General features: G+C 59.0%; 18 protein-coding genes. 12 read left to right on the top strand and 6 right to left on the bottom strand.

Annotation, left to right across the window (positions count from 1 at the left end; genetic code table 11):
- Positions 1–68: 68 nt before the first annotated feature.
- From hemA to ispG, 3 genes are all read left to right on the top strand, one after another.
- Positions 69–1,292 carry a 5-aminolevulinate synthase gene (hemA, locus tag QZ196_RS04675; RefSeq protein WP_296424398.1) on the top strand — a complete coding sequence of 408 codons (1,224 nt, stop codon included), beginning with the start codon at positions 69–71 and terminating at the stop codon, positions 1,290–1,292.
- Positions 1,293–1,406: 114 nt separating this feature from the next.
- Positions 1,407–2,594, top strand: a complete 1,188-nt coding sequence (locus tag QZ196_RS04670) for a helix-turn-helix domain-containing protein (RefSeq protein ID WP_296424396.1) — start codon at positions 1,407–1,409, stop codon at positions 2,592–2,594.
- Between the two features lie 75 nt (positions 2,595–2,669).
- Complete coding sequence (ispG, locus tag QZ196_RS04665) at positions 2,670–3,794, top strand: flavodoxin-dependent (E)-4-hydroxy-3-methylbut-2-enyl-diphosphate synthase (RefSeq protein ID WP_296424394.1); 1,125 nt, start codon at positions 2,670–2,672, stop codon at positions 3,792–3,794.
- Between the two features lie 111 nt (positions 3,795–3,905).
- Here ispG and QZ196_RS04660 read toward each other — a convergent pair whose 3' ends face one another.
- The gene (locus tag QZ196_RS04660) at positions 3,906–4,688 is read right to left on the bottom strand and encodes an MBL fold metallo-hydrolase (RefSeq protein WP_296424392.1); all 783 of its coding nucleotides are present in this window, start codon (positions 4,686–4,688) and stop codon (positions 3,906–3,908) included.
- A gap of 122 nt (positions 4,689–4,810) precedes the next feature.
- Positions 4,811–5,554 carry a DsbA family protein gene (locus QZ196_RS04655; RefSeq protein WP_296424390.1) on the bottom strand — a complete coding sequence of 248 codons (744 nt, stop codon included), beginning with the start codon at positions 5,552–5,554 and terminating at the stop codon, positions 4,811–4,813.
- A 119-nt stretch (positions 5,555–5,673) separates the two neighbouring features.
- Here QZ196_RS04655 and QZ196_RS04650 point away from each other — a divergent pair, with 119 nt between their 5' ends.
- The 5 genes from QZ196_RS04650 to QZ196_RS04630 all read left to right on the top strand — a co-directional run bounded on the left by QZ196_RS04650 (position 5,674) and on the right by QZ196_RS04630 (position 12,674).
- Positions 5,674–6,819, top strand: a complete 1,146-nt coding sequence (locus QZ196_RS04650) for an aminotransferase class I/II-fold pyridoxal phosphate-dependent enzyme (RefSeq protein WP_296424416.1) — start codon at positions 5,674–5,676, stop codon at positions 6,817–6,819.
- A complete protein-coding gene (locus tag QZ196_RS04645) occupies positions 6,816–7,967 on the top strand; it encodes an N-acetylmuramoyl-L-alanine amidase (protein ID WP_296424389.1) in 1,152 nt (383 codons plus the stop codon). Before QZ196_RS04650 ends, QZ196_RS04645 begins: the two co-directional genes overlap by 4 nt.
- Positions 7,968–8,095: 128 nt before the next feature.
- Positions 8,096–10,627, top strand: a complete 2,532-nt coding sequence (locus QZ196_RS04640) for a PBP1A family penicillin-binding protein (protein WP_366510948.1) — start codon at positions 8,096–8,098, stop codon at positions 10,625–10,627.
- Positions 10,628–10,698: 71 nt separating this feature from the next.
- Positions 10,699–11,823 carry a peptide chain release factor 2 gene (gene prfB, locus QZ196_RS04635; RefSeq protein ID WP_296424386.1) on the top strand — a complete coding sequence of 375 codons (1,125 nt, stop codon included), beginning with the start codon at positions 10,699–10,701 and terminating at the stop codon, positions 11,821–11,823.
- Between the two features lie 104 nt (positions 11,824–11,927).
- Positions 11,928–12,674, top strand: a complete 747-nt coding sequence (locus QZ196_RS04630; RefSeq protein WP_296424385.1) for a DUF2189 domain-containing protein — start codon at positions 11,928–11,930, stop codon at positions 12,672–12,674.
- A gap of 51 nt (positions 12,675–12,725) precedes the next feature.
- Here the strand turns inward: QZ196_RS04630 and QZ196_RS04625 are convergent, their stop codons facing one another.
- The 4 genes from QZ196_RS04625 to bcp form a co-directional block, all read right to left on the bottom strand.
- On the bottom strand, positions 12,726–13,220 hold the full coding sequence (locus tag QZ196_RS04625; protein ID WP_296424383.1) for a polymer-forming cytoskeletal protein: 495 nt from the start codon (positions 13,218–13,220) through the stop codon (positions 12,726–12,728).
- Positions 13,210–14,517: a M23 family metallopeptidase gene (locus QZ196_RS04620; protein ID WP_296424382.1), complete on the bottom strand. Its 1,308-nt coding sequence runs from the start codon at positions 14,515–14,517 to the stop codon at positions 13,210–13,212. The genes QZ196_RS04625 and QZ196_RS04620 overlap by 11 nt, the downstream gene beginning before the upstream one ends.
- Positions 14,518–14,686: 169 nt before the next feature.
- Positions 14,687–15,484 (bottom strand): ferritin-like domain-containing protein, encoded by a 798-nt coding sequence (locus QZ196_RS04615; protein ID WP_296424414.1) that lies wholly within the window; start codon positions 15,482–15,484, stop codon positions 14,687–14,689.
- An 11-nt stretch (positions 15,485–15,495) separates the two neighbouring features.
- Entirely contained in the window at positions 15,496–15,963 is a 468-nt protein-coding gene (bcp, locus tag QZ196_RS04610; protein ID WP_296424380.1) for a thioredoxin-dependent thiol peroxidase, read from the bottom strand.
- Positions 15,964–16,046: 83 nt separating this feature from the next.
- Here bcp and QZ196_RS04605 point away from each other — a divergent pair, with 83 nt between their 5' ends.
- From QZ196_RS04605 to QZ196_RS04590, 4 genes are all read left to right on the top strand, one after another.
- Positions 16,047–19,337, top strand: coding sequence for an AsmA-like C-terminal region-containing protein (locus QZ196_RS04605; protein WP_296424378.1), 3,291 nt, complete (start codon positions 16,047–16,049; stop codon positions 19,335–19,337).
- Positions 19,334–20,389 (top strand): tRNA preQ1(34) S-adenosylmethionine ribosyltransferase-isomerase QueA, encoded by a 1,056-nt coding sequence (gene queA / locus QZ196_RS04600; protein ID WP_296424376.1) that lies wholly within the window; start codon positions 19,334–19,336, stop codon positions 20,387–20,389. Before QZ196_RS04605 ends, queA begins: the two co-directional genes overlap by 4 nt.
- 94 nt (positions 20,390–20,483) lie before the next feature.
- Complete coding sequence (locus QZ196_RS04595) at positions 20,484–21,746, top strand: MFS transporter (protein ID WP_296424374.1); 1,263 nt, start codon at positions 20,484–20,486, stop codon at positions 21,744–21,746.
- A 72-nt stretch (positions 21,747–21,818) separates the two neighbouring features.
- Positions 21,819–22,400: a DUF924 family protein gene (locus QZ196_RS04590; RefSeq protein WP_296424372.1), complete on the top strand. Its 582-nt coding sequence runs from the start codon at positions 21,819–21,821 to the stop codon at positions 22,398–22,400.
- Positions 22,401–22,408 lie beyond the last annotated feature (8 nt).

Below are 22,408 nucleotides of genomic sequence, written 5' to 3'. Positions count from 1 at the left end.
ATGACGCAGGAACAGATTCAAGACGCGGTGTTATCTGCGCTTTGAGACGACGAAAGAAGGAAACAGCAGTGGATTATATCAGCCAGCTGGACACCGCACTGACCCGTTTGCACCAAGAAGGCCGCTATCGCACCTTCATCGACATCGAGCGCAAGCGCGGACAGTTCCCCCACGCCGTCTGGCGCAAGCCCGATGGGTCCGAGGCGCCGGTGACGGTCTGGTGCGGCAATGATTATCTGGGAATGGGCCAGCATCCAGTGGTGTTGGCAGCCATGCACGAAGCGATTGACGCAACGGGTGCTGGATCCGGTGGAACGCGCAACATCAGCGGCACGACTGTCTACCACAAGCGGCTCGAGGCCGAGCTTGCGGATCTGCATCGCAAAGAAGCGGCATTGTTATTTACCAGCGCCTATATCGCCAATGATGCGACGTTAAGCACGCTGCCGAAGCTGTTTCCCGGACTGATCATTTACTCGGATGCATTGAACCATGCGTCCATGATTGAAGGTGTCCGGCGCAATGGCGGTGCAAAGCGGATTTTCCGGCACAATGATATGGCGCATCTGCGCGAACTGCTGGCGGCGGATGATCCTGCTGCGCCAAAGTTGATCGCGTTTGAATCGATATATTCGATGGACGGCGATTTTGGCCCAATCGCCGCAATGTGCGATTTGGCCGATGAATTCGGCGCGTTGACCTATTGTGATGAGGTCCACGCTGTTGGCATGTACGGCCCTCGTGGCGCCGGCGTGGCCGAACGTGATGGCCTGATGGGGCGGATTGATATCATCAACGGAACCTTGGCCAAAGCCTTTGGCGTGATGGGCGGCTATATCGCGGCCTCAGCCAAGATGTGTGACGCCATAAGGTCTTACGCGCCGGGGTTTATTTTCACCACCAGCTTGCCGCCTGCCGTGGCTGCGGGTGCCGCCGCAAGCGTTGCACATCTGAAAACGAGTCAAGCCCTGCGCGATCAGCATCAGACACAAGCCAAGGTTCTGAAGCTGCGCCTGAAAGGGCTGGGCCTGCCGATTATTGATCATGGCAGTCATATTGTACCGCTGATTGTCGGTGACCCGGTGCATACCAAGAAACTGTCGGACATGTTGCTGACTGACTATGGTATTTACGTGCAGCCAATCAACTTCCCCACTGTGCCGCGCGGTACAGAGAGATTGCGTTTCACGCCATCACCGGTCCACGGACCGCGTGAAATGGATGCACTTGTCGGCGCTTTGGATGGTCTTTGGTCACATTGTGCGCTGAATCGTGCCGAACTGGCCGGTTAAGCTATTTTGACGATGTGCATGCGAACTGCCGATATGTTATCTGTTTGTCAGGCGTTCATAATATCCGATTCGGGTATGCTGTGCGCTCAGGGGCAGTAAGCGACGGGACAGTCGATGATCGGTAAGGGCTTCAGGCGCGCAGACGCAGCTGGGGACGTTCAAACCAAGGGGTTTGACGCCTTTGAATTGCGTCTGGGCGATATAATGCGCGGTGAACGGGCAACTATGGGCAAGAGCCTGTTGGATGTGCAACGCGAATTGAAAATAAAAGCTGCCTACATTGCTGCTATTGAAAATGCGGACCCTTCTGCCTTTGATACCCCGGGGTTTATCGCCGGTTATGTGCGGTCTTATGCGCGCTATTTGACAATGGATCCTGATTGGGCGTTTGACACATTCTGCCGGGAAAGCGGATTTGTGACGGCGCATGGCATGTCCGCCGACGCATCATCTGTGAAGATCAAGACTGGCGATTACGCTGTTGGCGCCTTTGGTAAAGACATATTTTCATCGTCAGCAACGCCGTTTATTCCCGCAGGTGAAGCCATTCTTTCGGGGATCGAGCCACGTGCGGTTGGGTCGATGTTGGTGCTTGTCGCGTTGATTGGCGGCTTGGGCTATGGGGGCTGGACCGTTCTGCAGGAAGTGCAGAAGGTGCAATTTGCGCCGGTTGAACAAACGCCGGTCGTGGTGGCGGACCTTGACCCGCTGGCCGGGGCAAGCAACGCGATCGAGACGGGTGATCCGCTGGCCGCTTTTGACGGCCCTTCGCGCGAGGGGTTGGATCGGCTTTACCGACCGCAAGCGCTTGAGGTGCCAGTGTTGGTTGCGCGCGATGCGCCGATTTCGACGTTAACACCGGGATCAATCGGCGCATTGGGCGTTGATCTGGGCGTCGAAGTCGTGATGGCCGAAGCCGTTGTGCCTGAACGTGCCACGCCCGCAATTCAAGTGGTAGAGCCGCAAGTGCCGGAACTGCAATTGGTTGCGGTGCGCCCTGCCTGGGTCAGGGTGCGTGCCGCGGATGGTATCGTGCTTTTTGAAGGCGTGATGGAACCCGGACAGAATTTTGTGGTCCCCGCGACCGAGGAGCCTGCAACGCTGCGTGTCGGCGAAAGCGGCGCATTGTATTTTGCGGTCAATGGCACGCATTATGGCCCTGTCGGGCGCAAGGGCGTCGTGACGTCAAATGTGACGCTGACCACCGAAAGCCTGAGGCAGTCATATGCTGTGGCCGATCTTACGGCTGACAATGATCTTGCTGAGATTGTCAACGTCGCCGAAGTCATAGAGGGCCAATAATCCCGCCAGCGAATGGTTGCTGTGGCCTGATTTGACGCTTAGGTTAGTTGCAAATACTTATCTGAAAGCGGTCCTATGTCCCTGAACCATATACGTCCATGGCGTAATATTTATCGCCGCAAATCTCGTCAGATCATGGTGGGAAACGTGGCCGTGGGGGGGGACGCGCCTATCACGGTTCAGACGATGACCAACACGCTGACGACGGATGTAAAGGCAACGATTGCGCAGGTGCAGGCTGCGGCGGACGCAGGGGCCGATATTGTACGGATTTCGATCCCGGATCAGGCGTCAAGTGCGGCGCTGAAGTTGATCGTCCCAGAGGTGTCGGTCCCGATCGTCGCCGATATCCACTTTCACTACAAACGGGGGATTGAGGCGGCCGAGGCAGGGGCGGCTTGCCTGCGGATCAATCCGGGCAACATCGGCGACGAAAGCCGTGTCAAAGAGGTGATCAAGGCCGCGCGCGATAACAATTGTTCGATCCGCATTGGGGTCAATGCGGGGTCGCTGGAAAAGCATCTGCTGGACAAATATGGTGAGCCTTGCCCGGATGCGATGGTGGAAAGCGGGCTCGATCATATCAAGATACTGCAGGACAATGATTTTCACGAATTCAAGATTTCATGCAAAGCGTCGGATGTGTTTATGGCTGCGGCGGCCTATCAGCAATTAGCTGAAGCGACGGATGCGCCAATTCATCTTGGGATTACCGAGGCTGGCGGGCTGATCAGTGGGACGGTTAAATCCGCGATTGGCATGGGGAATCTGCTCTGGATGGGGATTGGCGATACGATCCGCGTGTCGCTGTCGGCGGACCCGGTGGAAGAGGTCAAGATGGGATTTGAAATTCTTAAATCTCTTGGCCTGCGGCATCGGGGTGTGAATATTATTTCCTGCCCGTCATGCGCGCGGCAAGGCTTTGACGTGATCAAGACAGTCGAAGCGCTGGAAAAGCGACTGGAACATATCAAAACACCGATGTCATTGTCGATCATTGGCTGCGTTGTGAATGGTCCGGGTGAGGCGCTGATGACCGACGTGGGCTTTACCGGCGGCGGGGCCGGTGCGGGCATGGTCTATCTGGCGGGTAAGCAAAGCCACAAGAAATCGAACGACGATATGATCGAACATATCGTGGAGCAGGTGGAAAAGAAGGCTGCGGAACTGGATGCGGCTGCGGATTTGGCCGCCGAGTAAGGCGGGTCAAGACCCACCTTACTCGGCATCAATGCCGCGATATCGGTCTTTATACTGCAACATTGCAAGGTCGTAGGGTGGGGGTCTTGACCCACCCCACTGGTTCGCATGTCACGATGGCATCACACCGCCGTACCAGTTGCCAATCTTGACTTCTGTATCGCCGGTGACAAGCGCGGCGAACTCGCGTGGGTCCTGCGTGCCGTTGTCGCGGCCCCGGTAGTGGTAGGGATAGACATAGGTGGGCCCGAATTCGTTCACGGCAGATGCTGCGGCTTCCATGCCCATTGTAAACGGCAGGTTCATGCAGACGAAGGCCACGTCGATGTTTTCCAGGCTGCGCATCGCGGGCGTGTCTTCGGTATCGCCAGAGATATAGACCCGCAGCCCGTCAACGGTCACGATATAGCCGTTGTCACGGCCTTGCGGGTGAAAGTTCAACCGATCGGGGCTGATGTTATAGGCTGGGATCGCATCGACCATGACATCGCCGGTCATCGTGCTTTCACCGTTGCCGATGGCCGTCGCACGGGCCTGAAGATCCGCTGGCAACATGTCAAAGACGGCGGGATTGACAATCATCGTGGTGTTTTCGCCCATGATCGCTGCAAGCGTTTCGGTGTTGAAGTGATCTCCGTGTTCGTGGGTCACAAGGATCAGGTCGGGTGCGGGCAGGCCGGCATAGGCTGCGGGCTCACCCACAGGGTCGGCATAAATTGTACCGCTGGGTGTTTCCATGACGAAGGACGCATGGGAGACAGGGTGAACAACGATTTCGCCGTTCGCGGTCGCGAATGCGTCACTGCTGTGACCGGCGGCATGGAGGGTATAGGGTAGCAAAGTTGTGGTTCCCACAGCGGCAACCCCAGTCAGAAATGTACGGCGCGTTGGCATGATTGCATATCCTTTGTTCAGAGGCGACTGAGGATGAATTAGCGCACAGACGCGCGACGTCCACGTTGGAGCCTGTTGAAATTATGAACACTCGTTCTGCAATGGCGCACAGTTTCGGACCGTTATTCGCCGCGCAACTGTGCAACCAGTCGTTCCATATCTGGCCCGGGCACATAGCCGCGCACCATTTGGTCATCAAAAACAAAAGTCGGCGTGCCGGTGATCTGCAGCAGTTGGGCCAATGCGCTATTTTCGGCGATAATGGCCGTAACCTCATCACTGGCCATTTTCGCCGTAATTTCCGCCATGTCGAGATCAAGTGTTTCACCGACACGGTTCAGGCTTTGCTGGGTGACATCACCGCGAAATTCCATCAATATGTTGTGCACGTCTTTGTAGGCGGCATCACCTGCAACAAGTTGCGTGGCGATGGCAAAGCGTGACGCGAGGACGGATTGTTCGCCTAGGATCGGAAATTCCTTGATGATGTAGCGGATGTTTGTATCGCCGGCGATCAGGGCTTCGACTTCGGGGAATGCCCGTTTGCAATAGCCACAGCGGTAATCCATGAACTCCACCACGGTCACATCGCCATCGGGGTTGCCACCGACAAAGGAATGACCGTCATTGAACAACGCATCGGCATGCGCCCGTGCAAGGGCCGTGTCGCTGCCAACCTGTTGTTGTTGTTCGCGCTGTTGCAGGACGCCGATAGCTTCGGTCAGTACTTCGGGGTTGTCCAATAGATAGGCGCGTACTTCGGCGCGAAACGCTTCCCGTTCGGCGGGGGTCATGGCATCCAGTTCCAACGCGGCAGCGGGACTGGTCAGAGCGAGCATCATAGGCAGGGCAAAACGGAGTTTCATAAGGCATTCTCATTGGGAAAAGTTAGGCGAGACAGACCATATCGGCCAGCCGTTGCCAAGGTGCATTGACGTCTCATGGGCCACAAGGGCAAACATGACAAAAGTATAAGAGGCAGATGATGCGACATTCAACCCGAGGCGAGGTCGATCCCTTTATTGTGATGGACGTCATGGAAGCCGCCCGCAAGGCCGAGGCCGCAGGCCGCCACATCATTCACATGGAGGTCGGGCAGCCGGGCACGGGGGCGCCCGCAGAGGCGCGCGCGAAACTGGTGGCAGAACTGGCGACGCCTTTGGGGTATACCGTGGGCCTTGGGCTGCCGGAACTGCGCGCCCGGATCGCCCGCCATTATGCGCAGTGGTACAATGTCGATCTGGACCCCGCGCGGGTCGTGGTTACCAGCGGGGCGTCGGGTGCCTTTTTGTTGGCATTTTCGGCCTTATTCGACAATGATGAGCGGGTAGGGTTGGGGGCACCATGCTATCCGTCATATCGGCAAATCCTTAAGGCGGTGGGGTTAACGCCGGTCGATATTCCCACAACATTGGCGCAGCGGTTTCAGCCACGCCCCGGCGATGTGGCCGCGCATGATCTGGCCGGATTGATTGTCGCGTCGCCTGCCAATCCGACGGGGACGATGCTGGATCGGCCCGCGTTGGCCGCTTTGGCCGACGCCTGTGCGGTGGCCGATGCGGCCCTGATCTCGGACGAGATTTACCACGGGATTGACTATGATGTCGCTTCGGTCAGCGCCCTGCAGGTCACCGATGACGCCTATGTCGTCAATTCGTTTTCCAAATATTTTTCCATGACCGGATGGCGTGTCGGGTGGATGATCGTGCCAGAAGATCACGTGCGCCGGGTCGAGCGTTTGGCCCAGAATATGTTCATCTGCGCGCCCCATGCGTCACAACGGCTGGCCTTGCACGCAATGGATTGCACCGATGAACTAGAGGCAAACAAGGCGGTCTATGCGGCTAACCGGGCGCTGATGATTGCGGGTTTGCAGGCGGCAGGGCTAGACCGGTTTGCGCCGCCTGATGGGGCGTTTTACGTCTATGTTGACGTGTCTGCCCATACCGATGATGCGCTGGCGTTTGCCGCTGAGATATTGGAGGTCGCAGGCGTGGCCGTTACTCCGGGGATCGATTTTGATGCCGTGCGGGGCCAGAACTGGCTCAGGTTTTCCTACGCCCGATCAACGGATGATATCCGCGAAGGGATGGACCGCTTGGCGCGTTTCATGCAGGCGCGAAAGCTATGATGCGGCTGCTGTGTCTCTTGCTGGTGGTGGCATCGGGTGCTGCGGCGCAGGTCAATGTCGATCCCGGTCGCAGCAGCGTGGCCGACGGTTGGTGGAGCCTTGAGGTGGAGCTGGGGCTGAGTGCCGTTGTGCCCTACAGAGTGTTCACGCTGGATGACCCGCGCCGTTTGGTGCTGGATTTCGAAGGTGTTGACTGGACAGGCGTGCAGCCCGATCAACTGTTGGAGGCGGGGCGCGCGACGGGGTTGCGATTTGGTCCGATGCGTCCGGGTTGGTCGCGGCTGGTCGTTGAACTGGCCGCGCCATTGGAGGTGACCGAAGCGCAGATGCGGGTGACCGACGCTGGCGCTGATCTTGCTGTTGTACTCCGGCAGGTATCGGCGGCGGATTTCGCCGCGGGTGCTGGCGCGCCGCCTGATCCGGGATGGGACGTGCTGGGGACGGTCGATCTGTCTGCGCTGCGCCCAACCGCCGACGGTATTTTTACCGTGGTGATTGATCCCGGCCATGGCGGCATTGACCCCGGCGCTGACCGCAGCGGTGTGCGCGAGGCGGATGTGATGCTGATGCTGGGCCTTGAGGTGGCGCTGGCGTTGAATGCCATGGACGGTGTGCAGGCATTGCTGACCCGCGACGCGGATGCGTTTGTGCCACTGGATGCGCGCATGACTATCGCGCGGGCGGCGGGGGCTGACCTGTTTATTTCGCTGCACGCGGATGCGCTCGAAGAAGACGAGGCGCAGGGGGCGTCGGTATATACGTTGTCTGAGGGCGGCGGCGATGCGGCTGCGACCCGGATGGTGGAACGCCACGAGAGGGGTGACCTGCTGGCCGGTGTCGATTTGAGCGCGCAGGGCGACCGTGTGGCCATGGTATTGATGGATCTCGCGCGCGACAGCACGGGTCCTGCGGGGCGTCATTTTGCCGATGCGCTGGTCAGCGAGATGCGTGCCGCCGGTGTGGATGTCAATTCCCGCCCGCGCCGCGAAGGCCAGTTGGCCGTTCTGACGTCCGCCGATTTCGCCAGTGTGTTGATCGAGGCGGGGTTTTTGTCCAACACCCGCGACCGAGCATTGCTGGCAAGCAGGGGCGGGCGGGCGGTGTTGGCGCAGGCGATTGTGGCTGCCGTGGCAAGTCTGATCGAGTAGCGATGCTGCTGGTCAGTCGAATGTGATCGGTTTGAAGGCGTCTTCTGGCCGAAATTGGCATTTGGTCTTTTGACCAATGCCGGACGTGCGCGTATAAGCGGGGACTAACAATGAGGAACATCACCCCTGTGCTGCGCTTTATCCTTTCCTTCTTTGGCGGTATTTTTTCGCTGCTGACCCTTGGCCTGATCATGGGCGTGCTGACTTTTGGCGGCGTTTTCCATGTCTATGGCCGCGATCTGCCCAGCTATGAGACGCTATCGCAGTACACCCCCAAGACAATCAGCAGAATCTATTCGGGCGAGGGGCGGATCATTGACGAATTTGCTACCGAACGCCGCCTGTTCACCCCGGCCGAGGAAATTCCTGCCATCGTCAAGCAGGCCTTTATTTCGGCTGAGGATAAAAATTTTTATACGCACCAAGGATTTGATGCTTTGGGGATGGTGTCGGCGCTGCGCGATGCGATCACATCACGCGGCGAGGACGTGCGCGGCGCGTCAACCATAACGCAGCAGGTGATGAAAAATTTTCTTTTGGATGGCGCGCGTGCAGGCGTAAAGGGGGTCGAGCGGAAGATCAAAGAGCTGATCCTTGCCGTTCGTATCGAAGGCGCGATGCCCAAAGAGCGAATTCTCGAACTTTACCTGAACGAGATTTTCTTGGGGCAGAACAGTTTTGGCGTGACCGCAGCCGCCTTGACCTATTTCAACAAGCCGCTCAACGATCTGACACCGGGCGAGGCTGCCTATCTTGCGTCACTCCCCAAATCGCCCAGCAATCGCCACCCGGTGCGTGATCGTGAAACGGCGGTGTTCTGGCGCAACAACACGCTGCGTCTGATGTTACGCAATGGCTATCTTGACGAAGCTACCTATGAGGCAGAGCGCGCGGCGCCGTTGCTGTCGGTGCAGGGCGGTGACTATGAGGATTTCCGCGAGAGCCTGCCGCCGCGTGATTATTTCACCGATGAAATCCGCCGCCAGCTTAGCCAGAACTTTGGCGAAGAGGAATTCTTTTCGGGCGGGCTGGCCATTCGGGCGACGGTTGATCCTGCGTTGCAGATTACTGCGGCGCAATCGTTGCAGGCAGCTCTCGAGAAGTTCGACCGCGAGACCGGAGAGTGGCGCGGCACTGGCGAGACGATTGCCGAAGACGCATTGGGCAGCGAAGACGCGTGGCGTGCAGCATTGGCCGCGGTGAACGTGCCCCGCGACGTGAATCTGGTGGCGCAATGGTATCCTGCCGTGGTTCTGGACGTCGCCGAAAATACGCTGCGGATGGGCATTGAAGGGGTCGATGAAACCGACGCCGAGCCATTTGTCGTGCCCCGCGCTGATATTCAGTGGCTGCGCGGCGATTTCTTTGACAATTTCACGCCCGGTGACGTGGTACACGTCCGCCGCCTGACGCAGGACAGCGATGGCGCATTCATCCGGTGGAGCCTGCGGCAAATCCCCGAAGTGCAGGGCGGTTTCATGGCCATGGACGTCAACACTGGCCGTGTTCTGGCGATGCAGGGCGGTTTTAGCTATGAGGCGTCGGTGTTTAACCGCGCAACGCAGGCGCAGCGTCAGCCGGGTTCCGCGTTCAAGCCGTTCGTTTACGCCGCTGCGTTGGATAGCGGATATTCACCTGCGACGATTGTCGTGGATGCGCCGATTACCATCAACACGCCACAAGGCACATGGCGGCCGCAAAACGCATCGAACCAATATTATGGGCCGACGCCGCTGCGCACCGGGATCGAGCAGTCGCGCAACCTGATGACGATCCGACTGGCCCAGGAAATCGGGATTGATACGGTCGGGCGCTACGCGGAGAAATTCGGTGTTTATGAAAACATGAACCGGGTCTTGTCCACTGCACTTGGCTCGGACGAGACCACATTGTTCAAGATTGTCGCCGCCTATGCGATGTTCGCCAATGGCGGTGAGCGGGTGGAGCCGACATTGGTTGACCGGGTGCAGGACCGCTATGGCAACACGGTGTTTCGCCACGACCAGCGAATTTGCGAAAATTGCAGTGACCCGTTGTTGCGCGAAGGCGATGCGCCCACGATCATTTCGAACCGTGATCGGGTGATGAATCAAATTACCGCCTATCAGCTGACATCAATGCTGCAGGGCGTTGTCCAACGCGGGACCGCGCGCAATGCGATCAATCTGCCGGTGCCGATTGCAGGCAAGACCGGGACGACAAACGATGCCAAGGACGTTTGGTTCGTGGGATTTTCATCCAGTATCGTCGCGGGCTGCTATATTGGTTACGATACACCGCGTACTTTGGGCCGGGGTGCCTCGGGCGGGGGGATTTGCGGGCCAGTGTTCAACACATTCATGGGTCAGGCGATTGAACGGTTCGGTGGCGAGCCGTTCAAGGTGCCTGCGGATTGTCAGTTCATCAATATTGACCGTTTCAGCGGTGCCCGATTGCCGCCAGAAGCCTTTGGCGACAATGTGATTGCAGAATGTTTCCGCCCCGGCGAAGAACCGCTGTTTGGCATTATGTTCGATGGTGGTTTTGCGATGTCGGCGGATTTGCCGCTGTTTGACGAGGCCCCGCGGCCGTCGCGTCAGGTCACGACATCGACCGGTGAAACGGCGACAGTCGGACCCAAGGCCACGTTTGGCACGCTTTCATCGGGTGGTCTTTACTGACCATCCGCTTGTCGTGCGGCGTGCAGCGCTGTAAGACCCCCTGACATTCCCAAGATCCTGATAGGTGCCCGATGCGCGCAGAAATCGAAAATACCGTCGTAGCGATCGAAAAATCGCTGAACCTTCTTGCGCAGCGGATGGATCGCGAGACTGCGCCGCATCGCTTGGAAGAGTTCAACGCGCGCGTGGAGGATCCGACGATGTGGGACGATCCTGATGCCGCGCAAAAGCTGATGCGTGATCGGCAGTTGCTGGTTGATGCAATGACCAATTATGACAATATCGCCCAAGAACTTGCCGATAACATCGAGCTGATCGAGATGGGCGAGATGGAAGACGACGCCGAAATCGTGACCGAAGCCGAAAACGCCCTGAAATCGCTGCGCGAAAAGGCCGCCCAAAAAGAGCTTGAAGCGCTGTTGGACGGCGAGGCCGACGCCAACGATACGTTTCTTGAGATCAATGCGGGTGCCGGTGGCACCGAAAGCTGTGACTGGGCCAATATGCTAGCGCGGATGTATGTGCGTTGGGCCGAAAAAAAGGGCTACAAGGTCGAATTGCAGGCCGAACAGTCCGGCGATGAGGCTGGCATAAAGTCTGCGACCTATAAAATCAGCGGCCACAATGCCTATGGCTGGCTGAAGTCCGAAAGTGGCGTGCATCGTCTGGTGCGGATTTCACCGTTTGACAGTGCAGCCAAGCGGCACACGTCATTTACATCGGTCAAGGTTTACCCGGTTGTCGATGACAACATCGAGATTGAAGTGAACCCCGGGGACATTCGTTTGGATACGTATCGGTCGTCTGGAGCGGGTGGTCAGCACGTCAACACGACCGACTCGGCGGTGCGGATCACGCACTTTCCAACGGGTATCGTGGTGACATCTTCGGAAAAATCCCAACACCAGAACCGCGACATCGCGATGAAGGCGCTGAAATCCCGTCTGTATCAGATGGAACTGGACAAGCGGTCCGCCCTGGTCAACGAGGCGCATGAGAACGCAGGCGATGCGGGCTGGGGCAATCAGATACGGTCGTATGTTTTGCAACCCTATCAGATGGTAAAGGACCTGCGCACCAATTATGAGACGTCGGATACAAAAGGGGTGTTGGACGGTGATCTGGACGGCTTTATGGCGGCGACGCTGGCGCTGGATATGTCTGGTAAAAGCCGGGACGCGGCACTGGCGTACTGACCGCCCATTTGATCTATGCCAAGGACAGGGCATGGCAAGTTGATCATCCTTGCCGGAGCGTGACCGCCCTATGGCGGCGCGGTCACAGGGGGCGGAGCACAGGGATGTTACAGACAATAGCCACATCGCGCCTGACACTGGCGGACCTGCGCAATGCGCTGGCTGCGGGGGTGGGTGATTTCCGCAGGGCGCCGCAATTTGGTTTGTTTTTCAGCATGGTATACGTGGCGGGCGGATTTTTTCTGATTTGGCTCGGGGCGGGGACGGTCAGTTGGACCATTGCAACATCGCTTGGTTTTCCGCTGGTGGCGCCGTTTGCGGCTGCGGGCCTTTATGAGGTCAGCCGCAGGATTGAAACGGGTCAGCCGCTGGATTGGGCGGCAGTGCTTGGCATTGTCTGGCAGGAACGCAACCGGCAATTACCCTGGCTGGGGGCGATCATCGTCATTTATTTCCTGTTTTGGACCTTCTTGGCGCATATGATCTTTGCCCTGTTTATGGGGCTGTCGACGATGACGAACATCTCGGAGACTTGGGAGGTGTTGTGGACGCCCCATGGGATGCGCATGATCGGGGTCGAATTGGGGATTGGCGTGGCGCTGGCGTTTTTGCTGTTTTCGATTACGGTCGTGAGCCTGCCACTGGTGCTTGATCGCGAAGTTGATTTCGTGACCGCAATGCTGGTCAGCATGCAGGTGGTGCGGACAAATCTGGGGGTGATGCTGATCTGGGCGCTGGTGATTGCGGCACTGACGCTGGTGGCGCTGGTGCCGTGGTTTTTGGGATTGGTGGTTGTCCTGCCGATCTTGGGGCATGCGACCTGGCATTTGTATCGGCGGGCGGTGGTCTGACGCAAAAGGGCGCCCCGAGGGACGCCCAGTGGCGATTCGCATGACCTGAAATCAAGGCTTGGTTGCGTCAGGCGTGCCTGTCGTTGGCATCTTTTTGGTGCCAGTGGACAGCGGATCGTCCTGACGCTGGACCGATCCTTCGAAGTGGGCGCCGGACTCTATTGCGATCGTTTTGTGGATGATGTCACCTTCGACCCGCGCGGTCGATGTCAGGCGTACCTTCAGGCCACGCACGCGGCCAACAACGCGGCCATTGACCACAACGTCGTCTGCAACGACTTCGCCTTTGACGGTGGCACCTTCGCCAACAGTCAGCAAATGCGCGCGAATATCGCCATCTACCTGACCTTCGACCTGAATGTCGCCAGTTGTCTTGAGGTTGCCGGTGATCAGCAGATCAGCCGACAGAATGGACGCAGGTGGCTTTGCTTTCGGAGCAGATGATTTGTAATCCGCACCTGTGCCACCCGTCTTGCTGCCGTCCGCGCCAGTTGTTGTATTATCGGCCTTTGGCCCAGGTTCGTTGATTTTGGATTTAGAAAACATCTTGTCCAGCTCTTATATAGGTCATGGGATTGACGGGGTCGCCACCGACGCGGACCTCGTAGTGAAGGTGTGGGCCAGTCGACCGACCAGAATTCCCCATAGCACCTATTCGTTCTCCACGCGAGACCCTTTGACCAACTGACACATCCATTGCGTTCAAATGGGCATATCGTGTCTCGATTCCAAACTCGTGTTGGATTTTGATGAGACGCCCATAGCCAGATGACCAGCCTGCGTGCGTTACAACACCGTCGGCGGTGGTATAAATTGGTGTTCCGATAGGTCCGGCAAAATCAGTGCCGGCGTGCAGCCGGCCCCATCGCGGCCCAAACCCAGACGTGAAACGAAAGTTCGACTTCACCGGGATCGAAAACGGCGCTTTTTCGGCAGCAATACGGTAAAGGTTGATCCGGTCCATCGAGGACAGGATACCGTTGGCCCGTTCGGCATCTGGGTCCGGCGCGCCGCCACGGGTGGAAAACTGTAGCGGGGTCAGTGGCCCGCCAGTGCCGGAATAGCCGCGGCGCACCTGGTCAATCAGGGTGTCGGGGTTCATGCCCGCCGCGCGAAACATTTGATCCAGAGGTTCAACGGAGACCAGCATCGCGTCTTCAAGCTGACGAAAAATCTGGTCATTGCGTTCTTGCAGCAGGCGCAGTTCCAGTTCCATCTCGGCGGCGTGGTCGATCGCAAAGGCGGCGTCGGCGGCGATCAGGTCGCGCTCGGCAGCGGTTTCTGCCAATGCGTTTGCCAAAAGGTCGACCGTGCCAACGGCGTCTTCGCTCATGGCGGCTACGGTCGTGTCATCGGTTTCGGCAGACAGGGATGCGACCTCGCGGCGCGCCTCTTCGCGGGCTTTCATGGTGTCGCGCAGTGTGGACTGAACGACATCAAGCCCGGTTTCCAGCTCGCGGCGCTTTTCTTCGGTGTTCAGCAGCTCGGACTGCATGATGGAAATCTGTTGCAGGGCGGAGTTGAACCGTTCCTGAGCCGCGAGGGCTTCGATCGCGCGGGCATCGCGTTCGCCGGACAGCGCATTGAGCCGCTGTTCATAGGTCATTTGATCGCGTTGCGCCTGCGCGCGGAAGTTTCCAGCACCAATGCTGTCCATCAGCAAGATAGCCGTCGCGATGATCGTCCATGCGACGACGATAATGCTGCCGGTCCATGCGACCAATTGGGTCTCTGATTTCAGCCTGATAAAGCGCGTTTCGGTATCGGATCGCAGAAAAAGACGTTTTTCCGGGAACAATCGCTCTAGTATCGCGTGTACGCGTTTGGTCGCTCTTGATCTCACGTTATTGTCCCGTCTTATTTGCCTTGCCGGTCCCCGCACCGACGTCGCTTAACCTGTGTTAAACAGGCACGGCCCATGCTGCAAGAATTTTGCGCATCTGCCGATGGAATACACCATGTTTATCGGATCTTGGGCGAGGAGTTGCCGACAGAGCAGGGCCGTTGCGTGGTTAAGCTTTGGCGCTTGCGGCCAGAGGCCAGTAAAAATCGGGCGGGATTCCAGCCTCGGCGCGCTTTTCTTCGTTGAACGGTGGTTTGAGCTGCCCGTAAAAATAGCGTTTGACCAGATCATGAAACACGCCTGTCGGGTCAAGATCATGGCGGCCGCACAAAAAGTGGAACCATTTCGACCCATAGGCGACGTGATGCACCTCTTCGGCATAAATCGTTTCCAGTGCCGCGACAGCCGCATCATTTTTGGCCTGTCTGAAGACTTTGATCATGCCCGGCGTGACGTCCAGCCCGCGTGCCTCAAGGACCATGGGCACGACGGCAAGCCGCCCCATCAGGTCATCTGCGGTGTCTTCGGCGGCGCGCCACATGCCGACGTGGGCGGGCAAGGCACCGTAATGACTGCCCAATGCTTCGAGGCAGTCACACATCAGGTTGAAGTGTTTGGATTCCTCGTCCGCCGCCTTGACCCAATCATCATAGAACCCCAACGGCAGTGTCGTATCGGTAAAGCGGGCGATAATGTCCCAATGCAGGTCAACGGCGTTCAGTTCGATATGGGCGACGGCGTGCAGCAATGCGATGCGCCCAGCCTCGGTGCCCGGTTTGCGGTGGGGCACGTCGCGGGGGTTGAGAAGCGCGGGCTTTTCCGGGCGCGATGGCTGCAGCGGCGGTTTGGCGTCACCAATGGCAAGGTGTGTGCCCGCCGCGCGTGCAGCCTGCCATTGCGCCGCCAACTGGCGCGACAGAGCGGCCTTTGCGCGGCCGTCTGCGGTTGTCAGGACCGCGACGGCCATTTCCGAAAGCGTCACAGTGCGCGGACTGCATCAAGCACGGCATCAACATGACCCGGCACTTTGACCTTGCGCCAGACCTGCGCGATCTTGCCGTCCGGACCGATCAGAAACGTCGCCCGTTCGATCCCCATATACGTTTTTCCATACATGCTTTTTTCGACCCACGTGCCGTAGCGTTCGCAAACGTCGCCGGTTTCATCCGAGAGGAGGGCGATTTTCAGGTCATGTTTGGCGATGAATTTGTCATGCTTTTTGATGCTGTCCTTGGACACGCCAAGGATGACGGTATCGCGGGCCGCGAAGGTATCGACGCTTTGGGTAAAGCTGATCGCTTCCTTGGTGCAGCCGGGGGTGTCGTCTTTGGGATAGAAATAAAGCACGACTTTCTTGCCTGCAAAGTCAGACAGGTTCACCAAGTCGCCCCCATCACGGGGCAGGCTGATGGCAGGGGCATTGTCGCCGATGGCTGGGTCGGTCATCTGTTCGTCCTTTTGCGGTTCATGCTTTCGTGGTTTTGTTTTAGCCCGACACAGGCAAAGATAAAGACCAAAGGCGAGGACACGTGACACAGCAGGACGAACATCCCCTCAAGCGAGACCCCAAGCCGCGCAACAGGCGGCGTCGGGGCGGGGTCTGGCTGCGCGCGGCGGTTCTGATTTGTCTGATGCCGCTTGCGTTCGCTCTTGCCGCTGGCGTGATGATCATCGACCGCGAGATCACGGCACCCAGTTGGATCGTCACGCGAATCGAATCCCGCGCGGCAGAGTTGTTGGAGGGGGGTGCACTGCGGTTTGGTGCCATTACGCTGCGCATTGGCCGTGACCTGCATCCGACCGTCCGCCTTGTCGATACCCAGCTTTATGATGAAAGCGGCCTGACGATTGCCCGTGTGCCGCAGGTCGAGGGGCTGATTTCGCCGCGTGGTCTGATCCTGCAACAAGATGTGCTGATCCAAGACATCCGGCTGACCGGTGCGCAGATCAATTTGCGCCGCGCACGCGACGGGTCAATCGGCGTTGCGTTCGGGGCAGGCACCGGAGAGGTGCGCCGTGCCGGGTCGCTGGCGGAATTGCTTGATCAATCTGATCAGCTGTTTGAACGCCCGGCGCTGATCGCGCTTGAGACGGTGCGCGCCGATGGCTTGATCGTCAATTTCGATGATGCGCGGGCCGGTCGTAGCTGGATTGTAGATGGCGGTACGCTCGCGCTTGATCTGCGCGGCGGCCAGACGGTGCTGCGCGGTGATCTGGCGCTGTTGTCGGGGCGGGCTGGGGTGACGACGGTTTCGCTGTCCTATAGCAGTCCGCGCGGCAGTCGTGCGGCGCAACTGGGGCTGAATATCAGTGACGCTGCGGCCAGTGATATCGCGGCGCAATCGCCCGCACTGACGTGGTTGCGTGACATTGATGCGCCGATGACCGCCGCGATGCGTACGTCGTTGGATGCGGATGGTGCGCTGGGGCCGCTGAGTGCCGTGCTTGAGATCGGGCAGGGGGTGTTGCAGCCGAACCCGGCGACGGCACCGGTGCGGTTTGACGCCGCGAAGGCCTATCTGACGTATCATCCGACGCGCGATCAGATTGTTTTTGATCAGATCACGCTGGAAACCGAATGGGGGCAGTTGAAGGCCTCGGGGCAGGCATATCTGCGCGAATTTCGCGACGGCTTGCCGCGTGCGCTGCTGGCGCAGTTCCAGTTTCGTGATCTGGTGGTGAACCCAGCCGGGCTTTATGAGGCACCGCTGGCGGTGCCTGCGGTCGCAATTGATCTGCGTCTGCGTCTTGATCCGTTTCGCATCGAAGTGGGGCAGTTGGTCATCAACGACGGGCCAGTCATGGCAATGGCGCGGGGCAATGTTGCGGCCACTGCTGCAGGCTGGCAGGTGGCGATGGATGTCACGGCGGATGAGATCACGCCCGCCAAACTGATCGCCTATTGGCCGCCCACGCTGAAACCCCGGACCCGCACGTGGTTTGTCAATAATCTGGCGCAGGGGCGGATATTCAATGTTGCAGCCGGGCTGCGGTTGCGGCCCACGGTGGTGCCGCATTTTGCTGCCGGGTTCGAGTTTGCGGGAGCGGAGGTGAAATTTCTACGCCATCTGCCGCCGATTACCGACGGATATGGGGCGGTATCGTTTATCGACAGCAGCGTCGTTGTCAGCCTTGATACCGGGCATGTCGCGGCCCCCGAGGGTGGGCAGGTGAACCTTGCCGGGTCGGTTTTCAGTATTCCCAACATGCGTGTGCCCAACGCGCCTGCCGTGCTGGATTTGCGGGTTGCAAGTTCGGTGACCGCGATGCTGTCTGTCCTGAACCAGCCCCCGTTTGAGTTTCTCAATAAGGCCAATTTGCCGGTAGCCATCGCGGATGGCAGGGCGGTTGCCGCCGGTCGGATTACGCTGCCGCTGAAGCCGCGGTTGACCAACGCCGAGGTCGATTTTGACATGACTGCTGATTTAAGCGGGGTGCGCAGCGCGGTATTGATCCCCGGTCGTACCCTGTCCGCGCCAGCGTTGACGGTGCGCGCCGACCGCAGCGGGTTGCAGATTGGCGGCCCGATCAGGGTGGGGGATGTGCCGGTCAACGGGATGTGGACGCAGCAATTTGGCCCGGAGTTCAAAGGCCGCAGTCAGGTGCAGGCGACGATAGAGCTGTCGCCGCGATTTTTGGATGCGTTCGGCATCGCTTTGCCGCCCGGGACGATCACGGGTGCAGGGCAAGGACAGCTGACGATTGATCTGCTGCGCGGGGCACCGCCTGCCTTTACGCTGGCGTCCGATTTGCGGGGGCTGCGGGTGGCCTTGCCGCCGATTGGGTGGGCCAAAGCTGCCGATACCGCCGGTGAACTGCGTGTCGCGGGTACGCTGGGGGCTGTGCCGCGCATTGAGACGCTTGTCATCAATGGAGGCGGGCTGCAGGCGCAGGGGCGCATCGACCTTACCGATGGCGGGACCTTGGCGGCGGCCCGTTTTGAACGGGTGCGCATTGGCAATTGGTTTGATGCGCCGATCACCATCGTGGGGCGCGGACGTGGCCAGCCCGTGGGCGTCGAGATCGCGGGCGGCACGCTTGACCTGCGCCGGGCCAGCTTTGGTGCCGGGCAAGGCGAGGGCGGGCCGATGCAGATTGCGCTGGATCGTTTGCAGATTACCGAAGGTATCGCGCTGACCGGGTTTCGGGGGGATTTCAACGGCGCTGGCGGGTTCAGCGGGCAGTTTGATGCGCGCGTCAACGGTGCGGTTGCGGTGCAGGGTGCCGTAGCGCCGCGCGATGGCCGATCTGCCGTCCGGCTGCGCAGTGATGACGCGGGCGGCGTGCTTCTTGCGGCTGGGTTCATGCGCAATGCGGTCGGTGGCACGCTTGATCTGACGCTGTTGCCGGCGGGGGACGCAGGCGCGTTTGACGGGGCCTTGGCGCTGCGCGGTTTGCGGGTGCGCGATGCGCCTGCCATTGCAGCGTTGCTGGATGCGATCAGTGTGGTCGGGCTGTTGCAGCAGATGGACGGGAAGGGGCTGGCCTTTGATGAGGTGGACGCGCGGTTCCGGCTAAGCCCGACACAGGTGATTGTCACGCAGGCCAGCGCGGTCGGTCCCGGTCTTGGCATTTCGGTCGATGGTATCTACACGCTGGCGAGCAAACAAATTGATCTGCAGGGCGTCGTGTCACCATTTTATCTTCTGAATAGCGTTGGCTCATTCCTGACCCGCAAGGGTGAGGGGCTGATTGGCTTCAACTTCAACATCGGCGGAACCGCTGATGCGCCGCAGGTCAGCGTGAACCCGCTGTCGGCGCTGACGCCGGGCATGTTCCGCGAGATTTTCCGCAGACCGCCGCCGGAACTCGATCAATGAAGCTAAGTGATTTTGACTTTGACCTGCCCGAGCGGTTGATCGCGGTGCGTCCCGCGCGGCCCCGATCGTCGGCGCGCATGCTGCTGGCTGACGGCGACCGGATCGCGGATCGGACGGTGTCTGATTTGCCAGATATTCTGCGCCCCGGTGACCGGTTGGTGCTGAATGACACCAAGGTGATCCCTGCACGATTGTCGGGCATGCGCCACAGATCAGGCGAGGCGGGCGACACGGCGGCCCGGATCGAAGTGACCTTGCTTGAGCCACGCGCAAGCGGGGATTGGGCGGCCTTGCTCAAGCCTCTCAAGAAGGTGCGCGATGGTGAGATGATCATCTTTTCCGACGATTTGTCAGCGCAGGTCATGGCCCGCGAAGACGGGCAGGCGGTGCTGCGGTTCAACTTGATAGGTGATGATTTCGATGCGGCACTGGCGCGGGTTGGTGCAATGCCCTTGCCACCCTATATCGCCGCCAAGCGACCGGCGGATGAGGCAGACAAGCACGATTATCAGACCTACTGGGCGCGTCAGGCCGGGGCCGTGGCGGCCCCGACGGCATCGTTGCATTTTGACGGCCCGTTGCTGGCGGCGTTGGCCGCGCGTGGCGTGCAGTTCACACATGTGACGTTGCATGTGGGCGCGGGCACCTTTCTGCCGGTCAAGGTGGACGATGTCCGCGATCATAAAATGCATTCCGAATGGGGCGAGGTGACGCCCGAGGCCGCGACCCAGATCAACGCCACCAAAGCCGCCGGTGGGCGGGTCATTCCGGTGGGCACGACCGCCTTGCGGCTGATTGAAAGTGCGGCGAAGGACGGACAATTGCAGCCATGGACCGGGCCGACGGATATCTTCATCATGCCGGGGTTTGCGTTCCAGATCGCCGACGGGCTGATGACCAATTTCCACCTGCCGAAATCAACGCTGATGATGCTGGTTTCGGCGCTGATGGGCAGCGCGCAAATCCGGGCCATCTATACCCATGCAATAAATGCGGACTACCGGTTCTTTTCCTATGGCGATGCGTCGCTTTTACTGCCAAAGGGCGCGTGAACAGGCGGGTTTGTAAGCCCGATTGCGGTAAACTGCGCAGATACTGACAAGCAAGGCGCGACTACGCGGCAGTCGTCAGGGCAAAGGGATCAAAATGTTTCAGGTGTTGTCGGGGTCCTGGGCCCTATTTTTAGGTCTTTTTCTGCTGATGGTCGGGAATGGCCTGCAGGGCACGCTGTTGGGCCTGCGCGGCGATCAGGAAGGGTTTAGCACCTTTGCGCTGTCGATCGTGATGTCGGCTTATTTCCTGGGCTTTCTGTTCAGTTCGCGGCTGACGCCCGGCCTGATCCGCAGGGTCGGCCATGTGCGGGTCTTTGCGGCATTCGGATCACTGATTTCTGCCGTGCTGATCATGTACCCGACACTGGTTGAGCCGTGGGCATGGGCGATTGGCCGTGTGATCATCGGGTTCTGTTTTTGCGGGGTCTATATTACTGCGGAAAGCTGGCTGAACGATGCGTCGACCAATGAAACCCGCGGCAAGGCGCTGTCGCTTTACATGATCGTGCAGATGGCGGGCATCGTGTTTGCGCAGTGGATCGTCAGCCAGGGGGATATTTCGGGGTATGTGCTGTTCATTATCCCTTCGATTCTGGTGTCGCTGGCCTTTGCGCCGATTTTGCTGTCGGTACGCCCAACGCCGGCATTTGCATCTACAAAGCCTATGAAAGTCAGCGGCTTGATTGCTGCGTCGCCACTGGCGTGCGTTGGTATGTTCATGCTGGGCGGCGTGTTTTCCGCGCAGTTCGGGATGTCGGCGGTTTACGGCAACCGGGTCGGGCTGAGCGTCGGAGAGATTTCGCTGTTCGTGTCGGTCATCTATATCGCCGCGCTGTTTCTGCAGTATCCGATCGGCTGGCTGTCGGACCGTATGGACCGGCGGGTCCTGATCATCTGGCTATCGCTGATTGGCGGCGCGGGGTCGCTGATTGCGTTCCTGATGCCGGGCAGTTTTGCGCTGATCCTGATCAGTGGTGCGATTGTGGGCGGCACGTCGAACCCGCTTTATGCGCTGCTGATCGCCTATACCAATGATTATCTTGAGAAAGATGATATGGCGGCGGCGTCCGGGGGGCTGTTGTTCATTAACGGGCTGGGCGCAATCATGGGCCCGCTGATCGTGGGCGGGATGATGGACCGGATCGGTGCCAACGGCTTTTGGTTGTTCACGGCGTTGCTGATGTTGGCGGTCGGGGCGTATGGCCTGTACCGGTCGACGCAGCGTAGCCGCAGCGACCTGGAAGGTGAGCCGGTTCACTATGTGCCGGTTTCGGCATCATCGACGCCGATCGTCGCGGCGGTCGCGCAAGAGGTGTATATTGAGACAGAGGAAGAAGAATCGCCCAATGCAGCGTAGTAACGTCTTGTCTCGACTGGGGTTATCTGTTTGTTTGGGCCTAATTACGTGGCCGTTTAAGGGAGTGGTGCCGTGGTAACCCCGGAAGATGTGCTGGCGTTCTGGCTAGATGAATGCAAGCCGGAAGACTGGTACAAATCGGACCCGGCGTTTGACGCCAAGATCCGAGATTTGTTTGTTGAAACATGGCAACAAGCGACCCAAGGGGCGCTTGGATTGTGGTTGACATATCCGTCCGGTGCGCTGGCCTATATCATTCTGACGGATCAGTTTCCGCGCAACATGTTCCGTGACAGCGGCAAGGCGTTCGCGACCGACAGGCTGGCCCTGGCGGCGGCAAAGATGGCTGTTGATCGCAACTGGGATATGAAAATCAGCGAACCGGCCCGGCAGTTTTTCTATCTGCCAATGATGCATTCCGAAAATCTGGCCGATCAGGATCGCGCCGTGCGCTTGATCCATGCGCGGATGCCCGAAACCGGCCGCAATAATGAAGACCACGCCTGCGCGCATCGTGCTGTGATCCGAAAGTTTGGGCGTTTTCCCTATCGTAACAAGGCCTTGGGTCGGAAAACAACGGCTGCTGAGCAGGCATTTCTGGACGCTGGTGGCTATGGCGCAGCTATTCGCGCACAGCTTGAAGCCGCAAAATAGGCTGCACT

Origin of the sequence: Yoonia sp., assembly GCF_017854565.1 — a bacterium.
Taxonomy (GTDB): Bacteria; Pseudomonadota; Alphaproteobacteria; order Rhodobacterales; family Rhodobacteraceae; genus Yoonia.
Note: the sequence above shows the minus strand (reverse complement) of the source record. Positions and strands in the feature narration are given on the sequence as shown.